A 17,597-nucleotide genomic window follows, 5' to 3' on the forward strand; every position below is an offset into this window, starting at 1 on the left:
ACCGTGAAGGACCGCGCGGAACCATGAGGGATTGTCAGTGGCGGCTGAGAGGATCGAGGGCATGACCACGATCGACTGGGATGCCGCCGCCGACTCCTTCGACGAGGAGCCCGACCACGGGCTCCTCGACCCGGTGGTCCGCAGCGCCTGGGCGCGGCGGATGGAGACCTGGCTGCCCACCGCGCGCTCCGCCGTCCTCGACCTCGGATGCGGTACGGGCAGTCTGGCCCTGCTCGTCGCGGGCCAGGGGCACCGCGTCACCGCCGTCGACCGGTCGACGCGCATGGTGGAGCAGGCACGGGCCAAGCTGGCCGGGACCGGCACCGAGGTGCTCGTCGGTGACGCGGCCCACCCCCCGGTCGGCAAGCAGCGGTTCGACGTGATCCTCGCCCGGCACATCGTGTGGCTGCTGCCCGACCCGGCGGCCGTCCTGCGGCACTGGTTCTCGCTGCTGCGCCCGGGCGGCCGGCTGGTGCTGATCGAAGGCGTGTGGAACGGCACGGGACTCTCCGCGGACCGGCTCACCGCACTCCTCACCGAGCACACCGAGCGCGTCCACCACGAGCCGCTCTCCGGGGACCCCCTGCTCTGGGGCAAGGAGGTCGACGACGAGAGGTACGCCCTGGTGGCCCGGGCCGAGCCACCGCACCGGCACACCGAGGTCGTCGACGTCCATCTCGTCCTGCGCAGGGGATCCGACGTACTGCTCGCCCGGCGGGCCGGCACGGGATACGCGGACGGGCTGCTCCACGCCCCCTCCGGTCACGCGGAGGACGGTGAGGACGTCAGGGCGGCGATGGTCCGGGAGGCGGCCGAGGAGATCGGCGTCGAGCTCGACCCGGACGAGCTCCGGGTGGCCCTGGTCATGCAGCACAGGGGCCCGGGCGGCAACCCCAGGATCGGCTGGTTCTTCGAGGCGGACCACGACCCCGCGCGCCCGCCCCGCAACGCGGAGCCGGACAAGTGCTCCCAGCTGGACTGGTTCCCGCTGGACGCCCTGCCCGACGACATGGTGGCGTACTGCCGTGCGGGCCTCGACGGATACCGCGCCGGGCAGCGCTTCCTGATCCACTGGCACCAGGACACCGACGCCATCGCCCACGACCCGGACGGGGTCCCGCGCGCCGTCCCGCTGCCGGTGTCCGCCACCTCCACCGGCCGGCTGCACCACATCGAGCTGTGGGTGCCCGACCTGGCGGAGGCGGAGGCGGAGTGGGGCTGGCTGCTCGGCCGGCTGGGCCATGTCCCCTACCAGCGCTGGGCGCACGGCCGCAGCTGGCGGCGCGGCGACGGCTATGTGGTGGTCGAGCGGTCGCCGGACGGCTCCGGCGGGCCGCACGACCGGCTGCGCCCGGGCCTCAACCACCTGGCGTTCCACGTCAGGGACCGGGCGGCGCTGGACGATCTGGTGGCGGCCGCCCCCGGGCACGGCTGGCGGCTCCTCTTCCCCGAACTCCATCCGTACGCCGGCGGCAGCGGTCACTACGCGGCGTACCTGGAGAACACAGCGGGGTACGAGGTCGAGCTGGTCGCGCCGTGAGACACCGGCCGGTCAGTGGAGCTTGATCGCTTCGCCGTCGGCCATCAGGGTCCGCCCCGTGATGCAGGGTCCTCAGCCGAGCAGCCCCGCCAGCCCCTCGGTGCGGGCCAGGTGCTCCAGTTCGTTCAGGGCACGCAGGGCCTGTCCGGCTGCCTCCGGGTCCCGGTCCGGGAGACCGCTCTCCTCGAACTCGTCCTCGTCCAGCCGCAGTACGGAGGATCCGTCCGCCGACACCCACAGGTCCAGGTCCAGGTCCTCGATCAGGAGTTCGGCGTCCCGCAGCACGGCGGGCCGGGTGATGTCGCAGTACCAGCCCTTCAGCAGGCCGGTCCCGGTGCGGACCTCCTTCACGGCGTACCACCGGTCACGCCAGTAGTGCTCGGTGAAGACGTCGCCCGGCTCGAACCGTACGAAGCCGAAGTCCCGGACCCCCGGAGCCGCCCAGGGGGCCCGGACGGTGACACGGGTGCCGTCGTCGCCGACGAGGTCCGCCGGGTAGCGGATCTTGGTGCTGCCCGCCTTGACCAGATGGACGGACAGGGTGTCCCCGGACAGGGCGTTCTCAGGGGAGACGGCGGACATGGCGCACCTCCGTGGCGCAGATCTCGTAACCGAACCAGCGGTTGACCGCCAGCATCGGGCCGTTGTCGGCGTCGTTGCCGGTGTAGGCGTCCGTGTACCCGGCGGCCCGTGCCCGGTGCAGGGAGTCGTTCTTGGCGAGCTTCGCCAGCCCCCGGCCGCGGAAGGCGCGCAGGGTGCCGGTCATGCCCGACCAGTAGCGGGTGAGTCCGTCGGTCTGCGCCGCGCTGAACGCCGCGACCCGGTCGTCGACCGTCACGACCGTGGTGAGCACGCGGTCGAAGCCGGGCCGCCGCCAGGTCGAGGCCAGCCAGTCCTCGTAGTCCGAGAGCTCCACGGGGACATCGCTCGGCTCGTCCGAGGTCACCTCCGCGTCGGCCTCGAACAGCGGGCGCGGATCGTCCTCGAAGTCGGCGGCCGTGAGCAGCGCGACCCCGGCAGGCGGCTCCTGGAGCGGCGGCAGGGTGCCGTCCGCCAGGCCGAGCCGGAGGAAATGCGCGGGCCTGCGGGCCGCATAGCCCCGCTTCCCGGCGAACGCGCTGTTGGACGGCTCGTCGAGCACCCAGGTGTAGACGTCGGTCGCGCCGACGGCGGCCAGATGCTCCTCACCGGCCCGCAGCAGCAGCGACCCCGCACCCCTCCCTCGCCTGTCCGGATGCACGTACGGATTGCAGAACCCCTGGCCCGGCTTCGGGCTCTCGTGCGAGATGCCCACCTGCGCCGTGCCGATCACCTCGCCGGCCTCCTCGGCGACCAGCAGGCGGTAGTGCCGGTCGGGATGGGAGCCGGCGAGGTCGCTCAGGACCTGCTCCGGGGTCGTCACCATGTACGGCAGCGCGGCACGCCGCACCCGTACCCAGGACTCGGCGTCGGCGGGCAGGAAGTCACGTACCAGGACCGTCATGCGCGGACGCTAACCCGGGGCGCCGCCGGGCCGCCTCCGAATTTCCGGCGGCGCGGCCGGTGACGGGGCCACCCGGTGGGAGAGAATCGGCCCGTGACCCTGAAGATCGCCGTTGACCCGGACTCCGCCACCGCCCCGTACGAACAGCTGCGTGCCCAGCTGTCCGAACAGGCCCGCTCCGGCACCCTGCCCGTCGGCTACCGCCTCCCGACCGTACGCGGCCTCGCGGGCGAACTCGGCCTCGCCGCCAACACGGTGGCCAAGGCCTACCGGGCGCTGGAGAGCGACGGGGTGATCGAGACACGGGGGCGCAACGGGACGTTCGTGGCCGCCGCGGGCGACGCCGCGGCCCGCCACGCGGCGACGGCGGCCCAGGAGTACGCCGAGCAGGCCCAGCGCCTCGGCCTGTCCAGGGCCGACGCGCTGGCCCTGGCCGAGGACGCGGTACGGGCGGCCTACACGCGGTAGCGGGCCGGGCCGGGCCACGCGGCCGGCCCCCGGTTGCTCGCAGGGGCGGCCGGAAGTGCGGCACAGAGGTGCCGCTCGGAGGCGCCGCTCGGAGGAGCGGCGCCAAGGCGCGGCTCAGAGGTACAGCCCCGCGTCCGCCCCCGCGTCCTGCTTCGGTACGGACGCCGGGCCGCTGCCCCGCCGCAGGGCGTACAGCTCGGCGAGCGTCGCGCCCTCCCGGCCGAGCCCCTCCTCCGTGCCGAGCCAGGACACCGACTCCGCGCGGGTCAGCGAGCCCACCTCGATGCGGGCCAGGCAGCGGCCCGGCCTGACCACCGCGGGGTGCAGCCGCTCCAGGTCCTCGTTGGTCGTCACCCCCACCAGCACATTGCGGCCCTGGCCCAGCAGCCCGTCCGTCAGATTGAGGAGCCGGGAGAGCGCCTGGCCCGCCGTGTGCTTCGCCTCGCCCCGGATCAGCTCGTCGCAGTCCTCCAGGAGCAGGAGCCGCCACCGCCCCTTCGACGAACCGTCGTCCTCACCGATGGCGATGTCCATCAGATAGCCGACATCGTTGAAGAGCCGCTCCGGGTCCAGGACGCAGTCCACCTGGCACCAGTCGCGCCAGGACCGGGCGAGGGTGCGCAGCGCCGAGGTCTTGCCCGTACCCGGAGGGCCGTGCAGCAGGAGCAGCCGGCCCGCGATGTCGTCGGGGGTGACCTTCATCAGCCGGTCCATCGCGTCGGCCACCGGGGCCGTGTAGTTGGAGCGGACCTCCTCCCAGGTGCCGGCCGCGATCTGCCGGGTGGTGCGGTGCGGGCCCCGGCGCGGGGACACGTACCAGAAGCCCATGGTGACGTTCTCGGGCTGCGGCTCCGGCTCGTCCTGGGCCCCGTCGGTCGCCTCGGACAGGATCTTCCGGGCCAGCTCGGCGGTGGTGGCGGTGACCGTGACGTCGGCGCCCCGGTTCCACCGCGACACCAGCAGCGTCCAGCCGTCGCCCTCGGCGAGGGTCGCGCTGCGGTCGTCGTCACGGGCCTCGCGCAGCACCGTGGCCGCGGAGGGAAGCAGGGTCGCCCCGGACCTGACCCGGTCGAGGGAGGAACTGTGCGAGTACGGCTGCTCGCCCGTCGCGAAGCGGCCCAGGAACAGCGCGTCCACGACGTCGGACGGCGAATCGCTGTCGTCGACGTTGAGCCGGATCGGCAGGGCGGACTCGGGGTTGGCAGACATGGCGCCCATGATCCGGCACGGCGGCACCCCGCGCACCCAGGTTTCGTGAGCTGCCCGGGGGGCCTCCGGCCGGGACCGCTCCGGAGCCTCCCGTCCGGACCGGGGCCTCCCGTCCGCCCCGGAGCCTCCCGTCCGGACCGGGGCCGGTCCGGACGGGAGGCTCCACCCGGACACGGCTCAGGGGTCCGCGAACCCCCGGACCGCCCGGCGCGCGCCGCGCACCACGGCGAACCCCTTGGTGAGCACCCGGTCCACCGCGAACGCCCGTGCCACCGACCGGCCCTCGACCAGCCGCGCGAACGCGGCGGCGCCCGTGCCGCGGCGGACGGTCACCCGCTCCAGTGCGTACGGCCCCTGGCGCCGGCGCGCCAGGGCGTTGCCGACGGCGAGGGACTGCGCGAAACCCGCCGCCCGCACCGACTCCCGCACCCGGCGGGTGGAGTAGCCGTAGGGGTAGGCGAAGGAGACCGGGGCAGCGCCCAGTTCGGCGGTGACGATGTCCCGGCAGCGCACCGTCTCGTCCCGCAGCCGCGCCTCACCGAGCTGGTCCAGCTGCGGGTGGGTGTGGCTGTGGCCGCCTATCTCCACCCCCGTCGCGGCCAGTTCGCGCACCTGCCCCCAGTCGAGCATGGTGTCCGGGGCGCCGCCCTCGTCGTACACCCCGCGCAGCCAGCCGGTGGTGACGAAGACGGTGGCCGCGAAACCGTGCTCGGCGAGCACCGGCAGCGCGTGCCGGTGCACCCCCTCGTAGCCGTCGTCGAACGTGATCAGCACCGGCCGGTCCGGCAGGGCCCGCCCCGTACGCCAGTGGCTGCCCAGCGCGGCCGTGGTGAGCGGGGTGAAGCCGCGCCGGGCCAGGATCTCCATCTGCGTACGGAAGGCGCCTGGCGACACCGAGAGGCCGTACACGCCGTCGGCCGGACGGTGGCCGACGGCGTGGTACATCAGGATCGGCACCGCCCCGCCCGGCAGCCCGGCCCCGCTCACCGCACCTCCCCGACTGCGGGGCCGGGCGCGGGAACCCCCGCCGGTTCGATCGCCGGCACGGTGAAGGACACGCCGTCGCGCCGGACCCGCACGCTCCCCACCGCGTAACCGGCCGCCGCCGCCAGCACCCCCGTCACGACGGCGCCCGCGCGGCCCGCTCCGCCGGGGCGGCCGAGCAGGAAGTCCCGTAAGCCCCGGAGCACCCCCGCCGGAAGCACCCGGGTGGTGTAGCGGCGCTCGGACTCCAGCCCCCGCCCCGCCCCGACACTGCGGGCGACCAGCGCCTTGGAGAGCCCCTCGGCGTACGTACGCGTACGGAAGTAGCCGAAGCGCTCCCGTGCCCCGGGGACCTTGTGGCGGATCACGGCGCGGTCGTCGATCAGCAGGACGGCGTGGGGGAGTGCCCGGCTCAGCCGGATGCAGAGCTCGGTCTCCTCACCGCCCAGCGGCCGCTTGTCGCCGTCCCGCCCGATGCCGGTGGCGAATCCGCCCGCCGCGTCGAAGGCCGTACGCCGGAACGACGCGTTGCCCCCGAGGACGTTACGGACGCGGGCCCTGCCGGGCGGCAGCCCCCGGTAACTGCACCCGACGACCCAGTCGAACTCCTCGGGGAACCAGACCGGTCTGCGGCCCGAGGCCCACGACGGCAGGGTCCGGCCGCCGACGGCCATCACCTCCGGATCGTCGTACCCCTGGTCCAGACGGCGCAGCCAGTCCGGCTCGGCCACCGCGTCGTCGTCGAGGAAGGCGACGACCGCGCCCCGGGCGGCGGCGATGCCCGTGTTCCGGCCGGCCGACAGACCGCGGGGGCCGGCGTTCGCCAGCACCCGCACCCCCGGGCCGTCCCCGAACTCCTCGGTCAGCCGGCGCAGCAGCGCCGGGTTGTGGTCGACCACCAGGAGGATCTCCCCGGCCGGCAGGGACTGCGCCCGCACCGAGGCGACGGCGTCGAGGATGTCCTGCCAGCGCTCCTCGGTGTAGACGCAGATGACGACGGAGTGGTCCCGCGGACTCACAGCCCCTGCCCCCGGCCGATCACGGCGGGAGCCGCCGCCGTACGACGACGCCCTCCCCGGCGCACGCCCTTCTCCTTGAGGATCACCCTGAGCACCCGGAGCCCGTCGCGCACGGCGCTGAGGTTGCTGACGCCGTGGATGCGGTTGTACTCGTGGCTGGGCACCTCCTGGACCCTGAGGCCGGCCTTGACCACCCGGATGTTCATCAGGGTCTCTATCTCGAAGCCGGTGCAGTCCAGGGTGATCCTGTCCAGGCAGTGCTTCCAGAAGGCGTTGTAGCCGTAGCAGAGGTCGGTGTAGCGGGCGCCGAACTTGCGGTTGACCACCGTGCACAGCGCCCGGTTGCCGAGCCTGCGGACCGGCGTCATGTCGTCCGTGCCGCCGCCGTTGGCGAAGCGGGAGCCCTTGGCGAAGTCGGCACCGCCGACCAGGGCGGAGACATAGCTGACGATCTCCTCGCCGTCCGCGGAGCCGTCCGCGTCGACCATCACGATGATCTCGCCGGTGCAGGCGGCGAAGCCGCTGATCAGGGCGTCGCCCTTGCCCTTGCCCGCCTGCTCGACGACCACGACGTCCGGCCGGAGTTCACGGGCGACCCTGACGGTGTCGTCGGTCGAATTCCCGTCCACGAGCACGACTTCATGAATCCAGTCGGGCAGCGTGCTGAACACATGGGGAAGATTCTTCGCCTCATTCATCGCGGGGATCACGACACTTACCGGCGGTGCTATCGCGAGATGCGAGGAGATCGGCCGGTAGGCGAACTCCATTCGAACGGATTCGGTCTCCTCGACGGCAGGTCTGACCACGGAAGGCAGAACAGAACTCATGAGTCTTTTCCCTCTCGTCCGGTGGACGGCCCGCCCCCGGGCTGTCCGGATAAAGGTCCGGTTCGAAAGGGGGGTCCTCATTCCGGCCATGCCGGCACGGCACTCCGAGCAGGCGTGATGAGGTGGCACAACTGGCCGCGCGGCGGCCGACTCGACGAGTACGGCCGCTGGACACGGCACCCCCCTACCGTGCCCCGCTCCGGTATCCACCGCGGCTTCCTGAGCCCTCCCCTGGAGCCGCCTGAGTGATGGACCGTTGCGGGTTGATCCATGACGGTATTGACGGTTCGAACTGTATGGCAAGACATGCGAGGACGTCTCGCACTTTTCAGACTTTGACGGAACTGTCACATTCGGCTGCGGAATTGACACTTCCTAATTCGGGAAGCCGGGCGCGGAATAGGGGAAACGGGGTCACGAAGAGGTGAAAGGGTGCGCGTGGGGCGCGCGGTGGTGAATTGATCCTCGATGTGTGCCGGGGTGTTCCGGTGCGGCACCCGTGCGACCCGTGCGCGCTCCCGCCGGAACGGGCGTCACCTCCGCCCCGGCCGTCCCTGTCTCATCACCGATGATCCGCATGCGCGACTTTGCCCCCCGGTGCGCCGGATGCCCGGATTTCAATGTGACGTACTGTCAGGAGGCCGTCAAGGACGCGTTGTCGAAGCTTCTTGGCATGGACACTTCCGGAATTCACTTCCGTACTGCTACCACGGAGTAGGCAGAGATCCTGCCCAAGGAGGTTCCATGAAAATGTCCAGACTCGTGGCGTTCTCGTCCTCTCTCCTGCTCGGCACCCTTCTCGCTCTGACCGGTGCGGGCGTCGCCCAGGCCAAGGAATCCGCGGCCGTCGACTACGTCGCCCTGGGCGACTCGTACTCGTCGGGTGTCGGTGCTGGCAGCTACGACAGTGCCAGCGGCGACTGCAAGCGCAGCACCCGTGCCTATCCCGCGCTCTGGAAGGCGGCCAACAACCCCGCCTCGTTCGCCTTCACCGCGTGCTCAGGGGCGAAGACGGGTGATGTCACGGCCGGTCAGCTCGGCCCGCTGACGTCCTCGACCGACCTCGTCTCGATCTCCATCGGCGGCAACGACGCCGGCTTCGCCGATGTCATGACGACCTGTGTCCTCCAGTCCGAGGCCACCTGTCTGAGCCGTATCGCCACCGCCCGCGCCTACGTCGACTCGACCCTCCCCGGCAAACTGGACTCCGTCTACTCGGCGATCAGTGCCAAAGCGCCCTCGGCCCGCGTCGTCGTCCTGGGCTACCCGCGCTTCTACCAGCTCGGCGGCAGCTGCATCGCCGGGCTGAGCGAGAAGGAACGGTCCGCCATCAACGGCGCCGCCGACTACCTCAACGCCGCAACCGCCAAGCGCGCGGCGGATCACGGCTTCACCTTCGGCGACGTCACCTCCACCTTCACCGGGCACGAGATCTGCTCGGGCAGCGCCTGGCTGCACAGCGTGAACTGGCTCAACATCGGTGAGTCCTACCACCCCACCGCCGCCGGGCAGTCCGGCGGCTATCTGTCCGTCCTCACCTCGAAGGCCTGACCGCACCCGGCCCGCAGGCCTGACCGCACCTCCACAGCACGGCGCACCGGCCCGGCCGTACGCCGAGGAGGGGACTCCGCACCGCGGGGTCCCCTTCCCGCCCGTCACACGAGATGCGCGAGGCCGGCGAGTCCCACGGGAGCCCCGGGCCCGTGCCGCACGCTCACCGTCGCCCCGCCCGACGGCACCTTTCCGCCGCCCCTCCCGTCCGTGTCGTCGTCGCCGTTCGCCAGCGCCCAGGCGAGGCCCCCGGCGATGAGCAGCGCGACGAGGGCGCCCACGGCCACCAGGACGCCCGTACGGCTCGGGGGCTCGGCAGGCTCCGGTGTACCCGCGCCGGCCCCGGCGTCTCCGGCCGCGACCGCCGTACCGCTCCCGGGACCGGCGTCCGCGGCGCCGTCCGCCGTCGGCGGGGCATGCGGGCCGGCCGCCCCGCCGCCGGGCGATCCGGTCCCGCCCGCCGCCAGGATCCGCAGCCGGCGTTCCGCGTCCGAGGCCGTGAGCCGCTCCGCCGGATCCTTGTGCAGCAGGCCCTCGATGACGGGGGCGAGCGCACCCGCCCGCCGGAGGGGAGGCGGCTCCTCCTCGCTCACGGCGCGCAGGGTGTCCGGCGCGGTGTCCCGGCCGAACGGGGTCCGTCCTTCGGTGGCGGCGTACAGAAGCACTCCGAGCGACCAGAGGTCGGATTCGGGCTCCGGCGCGCGCCCCAGCGCACGCTCGGGCGCGAGGTACTCCGGCGACCCGATCGGTTCACCCGTCACGGTGAGGCCGTACAGGCCGTCGGCCGGGGTGATGCCGAAGTCCTTCACCATCACCCGCCCGTCGTTGCCCAGCAGCACGTTGCCCGGCTTCACGTCGCGGTGCAGCACCCCGGCGTCATGGGCGGCCCGCAGTGCCGCGAGGGCCTCCGCGCCGATCCGGGCGGCGCGCCGGGGCGACAGCGGGCCGTCGGCGGCCAGCACGTCGGACAGGGCGAGCCCCCGGACCAGCTCCATCACGATCCAGGGCCGGGCGTCCTGGACGACCACGTCGTGCACGGCCACCGCGTTGCGGTGCGAGAAGCGGGTCGCCGCCCGGGCCTCGCGCTCCAGCCGGGAGTACGACGGCTCGGCCCCGCCGGCGGACGGCGCTTCCTCCGGGGCCCGCACCTCCTTCACGGCCACCTCGCGCCCCAGCACCTCGTCACGGGCGCTCCACACGATGCCCGCCCCGCCCTCGCCCAATGGGTCCAGAAGACGGTAACGATCCGCGATCACACGTCCGGTACCCGGGACTTCGCTCATCGGTGACCCTCCATCAGCAGCGGTGCGCAGTACGGACGAATCCCCTCCAAGCTAACTCAACTCGCCCTGGGACAGGCAGGATCCGGTAACGGGCCGTCAACCGCCGTGTACGGGTGTGCAATCCTGCGGCCGGGATACACGAGTGTCACTGCGGGACGATAGGGTTAACCTGCCCGGGCCGGGTGCCCTCGTACGGGTGGGGAGTGACATGGAACAGATAACGATGCGCAGCAGGCCGCGTGTGCCTGCCATCACATGTGGGAGCGGTGCGACCAGTTCGCGCCTCGACCGCCATCTCGCAGTGCTGGGCGGCCCCGCCGTCCCGCAGCGCGAGTCGGCGGAGGCGACGCTGCTGATGCTCGAACTCACCTCGCGCGACGCCGCGCACACCCGCAGGAGCAGGAGCGCGCGAGTCTCGCTCTTCGCCCCGCTGCGGCGACTGCGGCGCTCGCTCTTCGGCAGCCGCCGCTGACCGACGGCTGTACACGACCGGTCCGGCCCTCCGCTCAGGGCCGTGCCCACGATCACTCCGTCCCGGCGCAGTGCTGCTGTCCGCCCGTCCGTCATCCCCAGGGCCGGCAGCGTTGCGTCGGTGTGCTCCGCACAGCGCCGGTACGGCACCCACCGGCGAACCGGCCCCCCGCCCCGCAGTGCCCTCGACCCGCAACAGGCCGACAGCGCCCGCGACACGCCGACAGCGCCCGCAACAGACCGACAGCGCCCGCGACACGCCGACAGCGCCCGCGACACGCCGACAGCGGTGGTCACTTCCCGCTCCCTCACAGCAGAGCGAACTGCCCTTCGGGGCCCTCCTCCTGGTGGTCCAGCACGGACGCCGGCAGCCGGGCTGGCGCCGGTACGGGAAGGATCCCGGCCGTGCGCAGACCGTCCCGGGTCAGGACGTCCGCCTCCGCCAGCCGTTCCCGCAGCTCCTGCTGCGCGGGCCGCAGTCCGGCGAGCAGCGCGAGGACGGTGATCAGTTCCAGCAGCTCCGAGGTCCGCTCCTGCGGCCAGCCGCGCGGCCCCACCGCCGCCAGCCCCTCCGCCTCCGCCGTACGGCGCTCGAACCACAGCTCCAGCATCCGTACCCCGCCGACCCTGAAGTCCCAGGCCCCCACGTGCACGGGCGAGACGCGGCCCTCGCCGAGGAGGAGCGCCTCCTCGGCGGCGTCGTAGTGCAGCCCGTCCGGCCGGGGCGGGATCGCGGCCCGCACATAGGGGCGCCGGCCGCCGGGCAGACGCGGGCGCTCCCCGCCCCGCGCCCCGCGCAGCTGGACGCGGAGCAGCTCGTCGCCCAGCTCCACACCGCGCGCCCACAGCGCGCCGTCGGCAGGCAGCGGGACGAGCGGCCCGGCGGGGGAGGGGAGGGCGGCGGCGACGGCCCAGGCCAGCACGGACCCGGCGGTGACCGGCGTCCCGTAGCGCGTGGTCAGCTCCTCGGTGAGGCCCGGTGCGAGATTGGGCTCCCGGCCGCCCGGCCTCCGGTAGAGCGGCCGTATCCGGCCGGGCCGCCCCGCGGGGGAGTGGCCGTCGGGCAGCAGTGTGGTCACGGACAGGGCGGGGCCGCCGTCCTGGGGCACGTATCCGTGCTCCACGGCGAAGACCTGGTGCCCGTCGGCGACCCGCCACAGCTCGGGGCGGGCCGCGTCGAGCAGCCGGTGGTCGGGAATCAGCCACTGCTCGTCGAAGGGGCCGTGCGCGATCCGGACCGGTTCGGGATACGGGCCAGGGTCCCGGGCGAACGCGCTCGTCCCGGTCGGCCTGCCCGGCAGCGACGCCGCCGGGGTCAGCGGCGTACGGGAGCGGCTGGGCCGGAACAGCCGCTCCTGCTCGGCTCCTTCGGCTCCGGCCAGCAGGTCCCAGCGGGCCCGGAGCGAGGCGGCGTCCGGGGCCGTCACCCAGGGGCGGCCCGGTCTCAGGGGGCGCACCGACCAGGGCATGAGGTCGTCCAGCAGCGGAAGCGCGTCGTCGCTCCCGCCGGCTCCGGCCGCCGCTCCTGCTGCCACCGTGTGGTCCTCCCCGTCGCCACGTCCGCCGCCCCCGGCATCGTAACGACCGCCCCCGGCCGTAACGAGCCCGGTCGCGGAGCCGCCGTCAGTGCGCGTCGACGGTCACGGAGAAGGAGAAGCGGTCCCCCCGGTAGCGGATGCGTGCCACGTCCACCACCGTGCCCTCCTCGTCGTAGGCCACGCCGGTGTAGTGCAGGATCGGGCTGAGCAGAGGGACCTGGAGCAGCTCGGCCGTCGCCGGGTCGGCGAGGCGCGCCTCGACGGTGTCCGTGATCCGGGAGATCCGTACGCCGACGGCGTCCCGCAGCACCTTGGTCATCGGCCACCGCTCCAGATCGGCCACGTCGAGCCGGGCAGCGATCTCCGGGCGCACCGCGTTCTCCGCCCAGTTGGTGGGCTCGCCCGTGCCCTCGTCGCAGCGGAGCCGCCGGTAGCTGACCACCTCGGGGCAGTCCGGGAAGAACTCGGCGAGGTCACCCGGGACGGGTGTGCGGCCGTGGCCGAGCACCGTGGTCCGCTCGCCCGACTGCTGGGCGACGATCGCGTCGATCGACCCCATCAGCCGGACCGGGGACACCCGCCGGGCGCGCGGCTCGATGAACGTGCCGCGCCGCCGGTGCCTGCTGATCAGCCCCTCGCTCTCCAGCTCCTTGAGGGCCTGGCGCATGGTGAGGACGCTCACCCCGTAGTGCACGGCGAGCTGTTCCTCGGTCGGCAGCCGCGTCGAGGCGTCCTGGGGACGGCCCAGTATGGACGCCCGCAGCGACTGCGAGACCTGGTACCAGAGGGGCAGCTTCCGGTTCAGCACCAGGGAGTCGGGGGCGAACCCGGGCCGACCCGCCTCGTTCACCTGATCCATCCGGTTCACCCGATCTCTCTGCGGTGCGGCCGGCGGTGCGGTCTCACGGCCGGAAGTTGCGGCTCAGACCCTGCCACACGTCGTCGTACCCACGCTGGAGGTGGTCAGCGCCCGCGGCCTGCGCGGTCGCCGTCACCGGCCAGCGGGTCTCGAACATGAACGCCAGGCCGTCGTCGATCTTCTGCGGCTTCAGCTCCGCCGCGCTGGCCCGGTCGAAGGTCTCACGGTCCGGGCCGTGCGCCGACATCATGTTGTGCAGCGAGCCGCCGCCGGGCACGAAACCGCCCGACTTGGCGTCGTAGGCGCCCTCGATCAGGCCCATGTACTCGCTCATCACGTTGCGGTGGAAGTAGGGCGGGCGGAAGGTGTCCTCGCCGACCAGCCAGCGCGGGGCGAAGACGACGAAGTCGACGCCCGCGAGCCCCGGGGTGTCGGAGGGCGAGGTCAGCACCGTGAAGATCGACGGGTCCGGGTGGTCGTAGCTGATCGTGCCCATGACGTTGAAGCGGCGCAGGTCGTAGACGTACGGCGTGTGGTTGCCGTGCCAGGCGACGACGTCGAGGGGCGAGTGGCCGTACGTCGCCGACCAGAGGTTCCCGCAGAACTTGTTGACCACCTCGACCGGGCCCTCACGGTCCTCGTAGGCGGCGACGGGCGCCAGGAAGTCCCGGGCGTTCGCCAGGCCGTTGGCGCCGATCGGGCCGAGGTCGGGCAGCACGAAGGGCTGCCCGTAGTTCTCGCAGACGTACCCCCGGGCGGTGGAGTCCAGCAGCTCGACCCGGAAGCGGACGCCGCGCGGGATCAGCGCGACATGGCCCGGGTCGGCCCGCAGCAGGCCCAGTTCGGTGCGGAGCAGCAGTCCGCCGCGCTCGGGGACGATCAGGAGCTCCCCGTCGGAGTCGCTGAACACCCGGTCGGTCATGGAGGAGTTCGCGCTGTACAGGTGTACGGCCATGCCGGTGCGCTGCGTGGCGTCGCCGTTGCCGCCCAGCGTCCACAGGCCGGCCAGGAAGTCCGTGCCGGGCGCGGGGTCGGGGAGCGGGTCCCAGCGCAGCCGGTTGGGGTCGGGGACCGTCTCGGTGAAGGGGGCGGTGCGCAGGGCGCCGTTGTCGGTGCGGACGAAGGCGGGATGGGCGGCCGAGGGCCGGATCCGGTACAGCCAGGAACGGCGGTTACGGGCGCGGGGTTCGGTGAAGGCCGAGCCGCTCAGCTGTTCCGCGTACAGCCCGAGCGGTGCGCGCTGGGGCGAGTTGCGGCCGTGGGGCAGGGCGCCCGGGACGGCCTCCGAACTGTGCTCGTTGCCGAAGCCGGACAGGTGGCCGAGGTTCTCCGCCGCTTTCCTCGCCTGCTCGATGCCGCTCATCATGCGCTCCCGTTGGTGAGGAATCCCGTGGATCCCCTGACGAAGAATCCTATGGATCACCGTAGGAATCGAAACGTGGCCCGTCAACGGCATACGGGCATCATGGAGCCGTGTCCCACGCTCATACGAACCTCCGACGCGTCCCCGTGCAGCAGCGCAGCGCCGACCGGCTCGCCCGCATCCTCGACGCCGGCGCCGCGCAGCTCGACGAGACCGGCTACGAGCAGCTCTCCACCCGTGCGGTGGCCGACCGGGCCGGAGTGCCCATCGGCTCCGTCTACCGCTTCTTCCCCAACAAGAGGGCGCTCGTCGAGGCCCTCGCCGAGCGCAACCTGGAGGTCTACGCCGGGCGGGTCGTCACCAGGCTGGAGGCGATCCCGGAGCGCGAGTGGCGTGCCGCCATCGATGCCGTGCTCGACGAGTACCTGACGATGAAGCGCTCCGCGGCCGGCTTCGCCCTCGTCGACTTCGGCCCGCCGGTACCCGCCGCGGGACCACTGGACGAGGAGGCGAACCGGCGCGTCGCGGGGCGCCTGACGGAACTGCTCCTGGGGCATCTCGGCCGGGGGCGCGACGGGGCCGCCTCCGACGCCCGGCTCCTCCGCGCGGTCCTGGTCTGTGTGCAGGCCGCCGACGCCCTGCTGCAACTCGCCTTCCGCGCCGACCCGGAGGGCGATCCGGATCTGATAGCGGAGACCCGGGTCCTGCTGCACGCCTATCTCGCGGGGGTCCTCGACTGAGGGCATTGCTGCGACGTCCGAGGGCGGTGCTGCGACGCCGCTGAACGACGGGACGGAACAACCTCTGGTCGCCATGCTGTCCGGCGGCGGTCCGGCGGGTTCGACAAGGGGTCAGCGCGGGGTCAGCGCGGGGTCTGCGGAGCGTTGCCACCGGTGCGCACGCGGGCCGGCGAACGCGGCGAGAGGTGCCGGGCCAGCACCTCCAGGGCGTGGGTGACCTCCCGGCGGTCCTCCGGCGTGCTGTCTTCGAGGGCGGCGGCGAGCGCGTCCTCGATCGTGCTGGCCCGGACCTCGGTGACGCGCGCGGAAGGCTCGGGGGTCTGACGGACGAGCAGTCGGCGGCGGTCGGCGGGGTCCGGCGCGGTGACGACGGCACCGGCTTCCTTGAGGCGCGCGACCGAGGTGGACACCTGGCTCTGGGGCAGGCCGGTGCGGGAGGCGATCTCCCCCACGGCGCTGTCGGGGTGTGCCGCGACGTCGCTGGCGACGATGAGTACGACGCGTGTGCTGCCGCCGTACCGCCCGCTGCCGCCCTCGGGTTCGGGCATCGCGGTCTCGCCGATCTTCATCAGCGTGCGTCCGAGGAGGAAGAGCTCGACTCCGTGCATGGCTTCAGGCTACATCAGTTGCATCAGCATCGATGCATCAAAAAATTATGCATCTTCTTTGATGTATCGAAAAAGATGGGATATCGTCGTCGCAGGCACCCGGGGACCGCCGGGCGAGGAGAAGGAGCGGGACCGTGCGAAAGTGGCGAGCGAACCCCTGGGCCGTACTGGTGACGATGTCCCTCGGGTTCTTCATGACCCTGCTGGATCTCACCATCGTGAACATCGCGATCCCGGACATGATGAACGGCCTGGGTGCCTCGCTGGGCCAGACCCTCTGGGTGGTCAGCGGGTACGCGCTGACGCTCTCGGCTCTGATCATCACCGCCAGCCGGCTCGGCGACCTGTGCGGCCCGCGGAACCTGTTCGCGGTCGGCCTCGCCGTCTTCACCGTGGCCAGCCTGGCCTGCGGACTCGCCCCCACGCCAACGGCCCTGATCGCCGCCCGCGTCGTGCAGGGCCTGGGTGCCGCGCTCCTCACGCCCCAGACGATGACGCTGATCATCGCGGTCTTCCCGGCCGAGCGGCGCGGCACCGCCATGGGCGTCTGGGGCATGGTCGCCGGTCTCGCCACCCTGTCCGGGCCGACGCTGGGCGGCTTCCTGGTCTCCGCCCTCGACTGGCGCTGGATCTTCTTCGTCAACCTGCCGATCGGGATAGCCGCCCTCGTCCTGACCTTGCTCGTCGTGCCCGACATCCGGCCCGGCCGCGCCCACCGCTTCGACCTCACCGGCGTCGTGCTGGCCACCGGCGCCCTGTTCTGTCTTGCCTTCGGCCTGCAGGAGGGTGAGAGCTACCACTGGGGCGCCGGGATCTGGTGGCTGCTCGTCGCCGGGGCAGCGCTCTCCGCCGCCTTCCTGCTCCACCAGCGGCGCCGCCAGGATCGCGAACCGCTCGTCCCCTTCGCCCTGTTCCGCGACCGTAACTTCACCTCGATGACGGCCCTGGTCGGTCTGGTGTCCGTCGCGATGCTCGGCCTGGTCCTGCCCTTCAACCTCTACCTCCAGTCGGTTCTCCATCTCAGCGCGGTCAAGGCCGGTCTGGTGCTCGCGCCGTCATCGCTGGTGTCCATGACCGTCGGCCCGTTCGCCGGACGCTTCGCCGACCGCATCGGCGGCAAGTACCTCCTGCTCACCGGGCTCACCTGCTACGCCGCCGGGATCATCGCCATCGCATACGTCGCCGCACCGGGCGCCGCCTGGTTCGCGTTCGTGCCCGCCACCCTGCTGACCGGCCTGGGCGTCGGCTGCATCATCGCTCCCATGTCCACCGAGGCCATGCGGAACGTGCCACGCCACCTCGCCGGCGCCGCGTCCGGTGTCAACAACACGGTGCGGCAGATCGGTTCGGTGATCGGCGCAGCCGCGGTCGGCGCGCTGTTGCAGGGCCGGCTCGCGGCTGAGCTCGCCACCGGCAAGACCTATGCGGCCGCCTTCACCGCCACCTTGCACACCACCGCGATACTGCCGGTCGCCGTGCTGATCGTGGGCGCCCTGGCCTGCCTCCTGCTGCGGCCCCGCGCCGCGCAGCCGACGGCGGCCGGTGCACCCACCACCGCCGCACAGCCCGCCCCCACGCGCTGACGCGGGGCCCCCGCCACCGCGCTGACGCGGGCCCCCTCCCCGGCGGCAGGCGCTGGCGCGGGGCCCCC

17 protein-coding genes are annotated in these 17,597 nt (G+C 72.8%); 6 read left to right on the forward strand and 11 right to left on the reverse strand.

The genetic code is table 11. From position 1 onward, the window contains the following. The first annotated feature begins 61 nt into the window (after positions 1–61). The gene (locus JKV81_RS27840) at positions 62–1,540 is read left to right on the forward strand and encodes a trifunctional class I SAM-dependent methyltransferase/NUDIX hydrolase/VOC family protein (protein WP_202078344.1); all 1,479 of its coding nucleotides are present in this window, start codon (positions 62–64) and stop codon (positions 1,538–1,540) included. Positions 1,541–1,612: 72 nt separating this feature from the next. Here JKV81_RS27840 and JKV81_RS27845 read toward each other — a convergent pair whose 3' ends face one another. Next, positions 1,613–2,122 carry a ribonuclease FAU-1 family protein gene (locus JKV81_RS27845; RefSeq protein ID WP_202078346.1) on the reverse strand — a complete coding sequence of 170 codons (510 nt, stop codon included), beginning with the start codon at positions 2,120–2,122 and terminating at the stop codon, positions 1,613–1,615. Next, positions 2,103–3,023 (reverse strand): GNAT family N-acetyltransferase, encoded by a 921-nt coding sequence (locus JKV81_RS27850; protein ID WP_202078348.1) that lies wholly within the window; start codon positions 3,021–3,023, stop codon positions 2,103–2,105. The genes JKV81_RS27845 and JKV81_RS27850 overlap by 20 nt, the downstream gene beginning before the upstream one ends. A 93-nt stretch (positions 3,024–3,116) precedes the next feature. Between JKV81_RS27850 and JKV81_RS27855 the strand changes: the two genes are divergently transcribed. Then, a complete protein-coding gene (locus JKV81_RS27855) occupies positions 3,117–3,491 on the forward strand; it encodes a GntR family transcriptional regulator (RefSeq protein ID WP_202078350.1) in 375 nt (124 codons plus the stop codon). Positions 3,492–3,605: 114 nt separating this feature from the next. On the opposite strand, the gene JKV81_RS27860 is transcribed toward JKV81_RS27855, so the two are convergent. From JKV81_RS27860 to JKV81_RS27875, 4 genes are all read right to left on the reverse strand, one after another. Then, positions 3,606–4,700, reverse strand: coding sequence for a DUF5925 domain-containing protein (locus tag JKV81_RS27860; protein WP_099178093.1), 1,095 nt, complete (start codon positions 4,698–4,700; stop codon positions 3,606–3,608). Between the two features lie 177 nt (positions 4,701–4,877). Then, positions 4,878–5,645 (reverse strand): polysaccharide deacetylase family protein, encoded by a 768-nt coding sequence (locus JKV81_RS27865; RefSeq protein ID WP_202078364.1) that lies wholly within the window; start codon positions 5,643–5,645, stop codon positions 4,878–4,880. Between the two features lie 38 nt (positions 5,646–5,683). Next, positions 5,684–6,703, reverse strand: a complete 1,020-nt coding sequence (locus JKV81_RS27870) for a glycosyltransferase family 2 protein (RefSeq protein WP_202078352.1) — start codon at positions 6,701–6,703, stop codon at positions 5,684–5,686. After that, the gene (locus tag JKV81_RS27875; RefSeq protein ID WP_372444257.1) at positions 6,700–7,521 is read right to left on the reverse strand and encodes a glycosyltransferase family 2 protein; all 822 of its coding nucleotides are present in this window, start codon (positions 7,519–7,521) and stop codon (positions 6,700–6,702) included. Before JKV81_RS27875 ends, JKV81_RS27870 begins: the two co-directional genes overlap by 4 nt. A gap of 756 nt (positions 7,522–8,277) precedes the next feature. On the opposite strand from JKV81_RS27875, the gene JKV81_RS27880 reads away from it, so the two are divergent. After that, on the forward strand, positions 8,278–9,084 hold the full coding sequence (locus JKV81_RS27880) for an SGNH/GDSL hydrolase family protein (protein ID WP_202078354.1): 807 nt from the start codon (positions 8,278–8,280) through the stop codon (positions 9,082–9,084). A 104-nt stretch (positions 9,085–9,188) separates the two neighbouring features. Here the strand turns inward: JKV81_RS27880 and JKV81_RS27885 are convergent, their stop codons facing one another. Further along, positions 9,189–10,367 carry a serine/threonine-protein kinase gene (locus JKV81_RS27885; protein ID WP_202078356.1) on the reverse strand — a complete coding sequence of 393 codons (1,179 nt, stop codon included), beginning with the start codon at positions 10,365–10,367 and terminating at the stop codon, positions 9,189–9,191. A gap of 208 nt (positions 10,368–10,575) precedes the next feature. Between JKV81_RS27885 and JKV81_RS27890 the strand changes: the two genes are divergently transcribed. Beyond that, entirely contained in the window at positions 10,576–10,839 is a 264-nt protein-coding gene (locus JKV81_RS27890; RefSeq protein WP_078598324.1) for a hypothetical protein, read from the forward strand. 307 nt (positions 10,840–11,146) lie between these two features. On the opposite strand, the gene JKV81_RS27895 is transcribed toward JKV81_RS27890, so the two are convergent. From JKV81_RS27895 to hmgA, 3 genes are all read right to left on the reverse strand, one after another. Next, on the reverse strand, positions 11,147–12,373 hold the full coding sequence (locus JKV81_RS27895) for a type ISP restriction/modification enzyme (RefSeq protein ID WP_202078358.1): 1,227 nt from the start codon (positions 12,371–12,373) through the stop codon (positions 11,147–11,149). A gap of 88 nt (positions 12,374–12,461) precedes the next feature. Beyond that, entirely contained in the window at positions 12,462–13,235 is a 774-nt protein-coding gene (locus JKV81_RS27900; RefSeq protein ID WP_236057936.1) for a GntR family transcriptional regulator, read from the reverse strand. A gap of 43 nt (positions 13,236–13,278) precedes the next feature. Beyond that, a complete protein-coding gene (gene hmgA, locus JKV81_RS27905) occupies positions 13,279–14,598 on the reverse strand; it encodes a homogentisate 1,2-dioxygenase (RefSeq protein WP_202078360.1) in 1,320 nt (439 codons plus the stop codon). A gap of 110 nt (positions 14,599–14,708) precedes the next feature. On the opposite strand from hmgA, the gene JKV81_RS27910 reads away from it, so the two are divergent. Further along, the gene (locus JKV81_RS27910) at positions 14,709–15,338 is read left to right on the forward strand and encodes a TetR/AcrR family transcriptional regulator (protein ID WP_129261674.1); all 630 of its coding nucleotides are present in this window, start codon (positions 14,709–14,711) and stop codon (positions 15,336–15,338) included. Positions 15,339–15,460: 122 nt separating this feature from the next. On the opposite strand, the gene JKV81_RS27915 is transcribed toward JKV81_RS27910, so the two are convergent. Further along, positions 15,461–15,946: a MarR family winged helix-turn-helix transcriptional regulator gene (locus JKV81_RS27915; RefSeq protein WP_202078362.1), complete on the reverse strand. Its 486-nt coding sequence runs from the start codon at positions 15,944–15,946 to the stop codon at positions 15,461–15,463. Between the two features lie 134 nt (positions 15,947–16,080). Between JKV81_RS27915 and JKV81_RS27920 the strand changes: the two genes are divergently transcribed. Continuing rightward, positions 16,081–17,529 carry a DHA2 family efflux MFS transporter permease subunit gene (locus tag JKV81_RS27920; RefSeq protein ID WP_129261670.1) on the forward strand — a complete coding sequence of 483 codons (1,449 nt, stop codon included), beginning with the start codon at positions 16,081–16,083 and terminating at the stop codon, positions 17,527–17,529. Positions 17,530–17,597 lie beyond the last annotated feature (68 nt).

This window comes from Streptomyces silvae (assembly GCF_016745505.1).
Taxonomy (GTDB): Bacteria; Actinomycetota; Actinomycetes; order Streptomycetales; family Streptomycetaceae; genus Streptomyces; species Streptomyces silvae.

Coding starts and splice junctions, on each gene's coding strand:
- JKV81_RS27865 (WP_202078364.1), bottom strand. CDS start 5,645: ATGTACCACGCCGTCGGCCACCGTCCGGCCGACGGCGTGTACGGCCTC.
- JKV81_RS27900 (WP_236057936.1), bottom strand. CDS start 13,235: ATGGATCAGGTGAACGAGGCGGGTCGGCCCGGGTTCGCCCCCGACTCC.
- JKV81_RS27915 (WP_202078362.1), bottom strand. CDS start 15,946: ATGCACGGAGTCGAGCTCTTCCTCCTCGGACGCACGCTGATGAAGATC.
- JKV81_RS27890 (WP_078598324.1), top strand. CDS start 10,576: ATGGAACAGATAACGATGCGCAGCAGGCCGCGTGTGCCTGCCATCACA.
- JKV81_RS27880 (WP_202078354.1), top strand. CDS start 8,278: ATGAAAATGTCCAGACTCGTGGCGTTCTCGTCCTCTCTCCTGCTCGGC.
- hmgA (WP_202078360.1), bottom strand. CDS start 14,598: ATGAGCGGCATCGAGCAGGCGAGGAAAGCGGCGGAGAACCTCGGCCAC.
- JKV81_RS27845 (WP_202078346.1), bottom strand. CDS start 2,122: ATGTCCGCCGTCTCCCCTGAGAACGCCCTGTCCGGGGACACCCTGTCC.
- JKV81_RS27840 (WP_202078344.1), top strand. CDS start 62: ATGACCACGATCGACTGGGATGCCGCCGCCGACTCCTTCGACGAGGAG.
- JKV81_RS27885 (WP_202078356.1), bottom strand. CDS start 10,367: ATGAGCGAAGTCCCGGGTACCGGACGTGTGATCGCGGATCGTTACCGT.
- JKV81_RS27860 (WP_099178093.1), bottom strand. CDS start 4,700: ATGTCTGCCAACCCCGAGTCCGCCCTGCCGATCCGGCTCAACGTCGAC.
- JKV81_RS27850 (WP_202078348.1), bottom strand. CDS start 3,023: ATGACGGTCCTGGTACGTGACTTCCTGCCCGCCGACGCCGAGTCCTGG.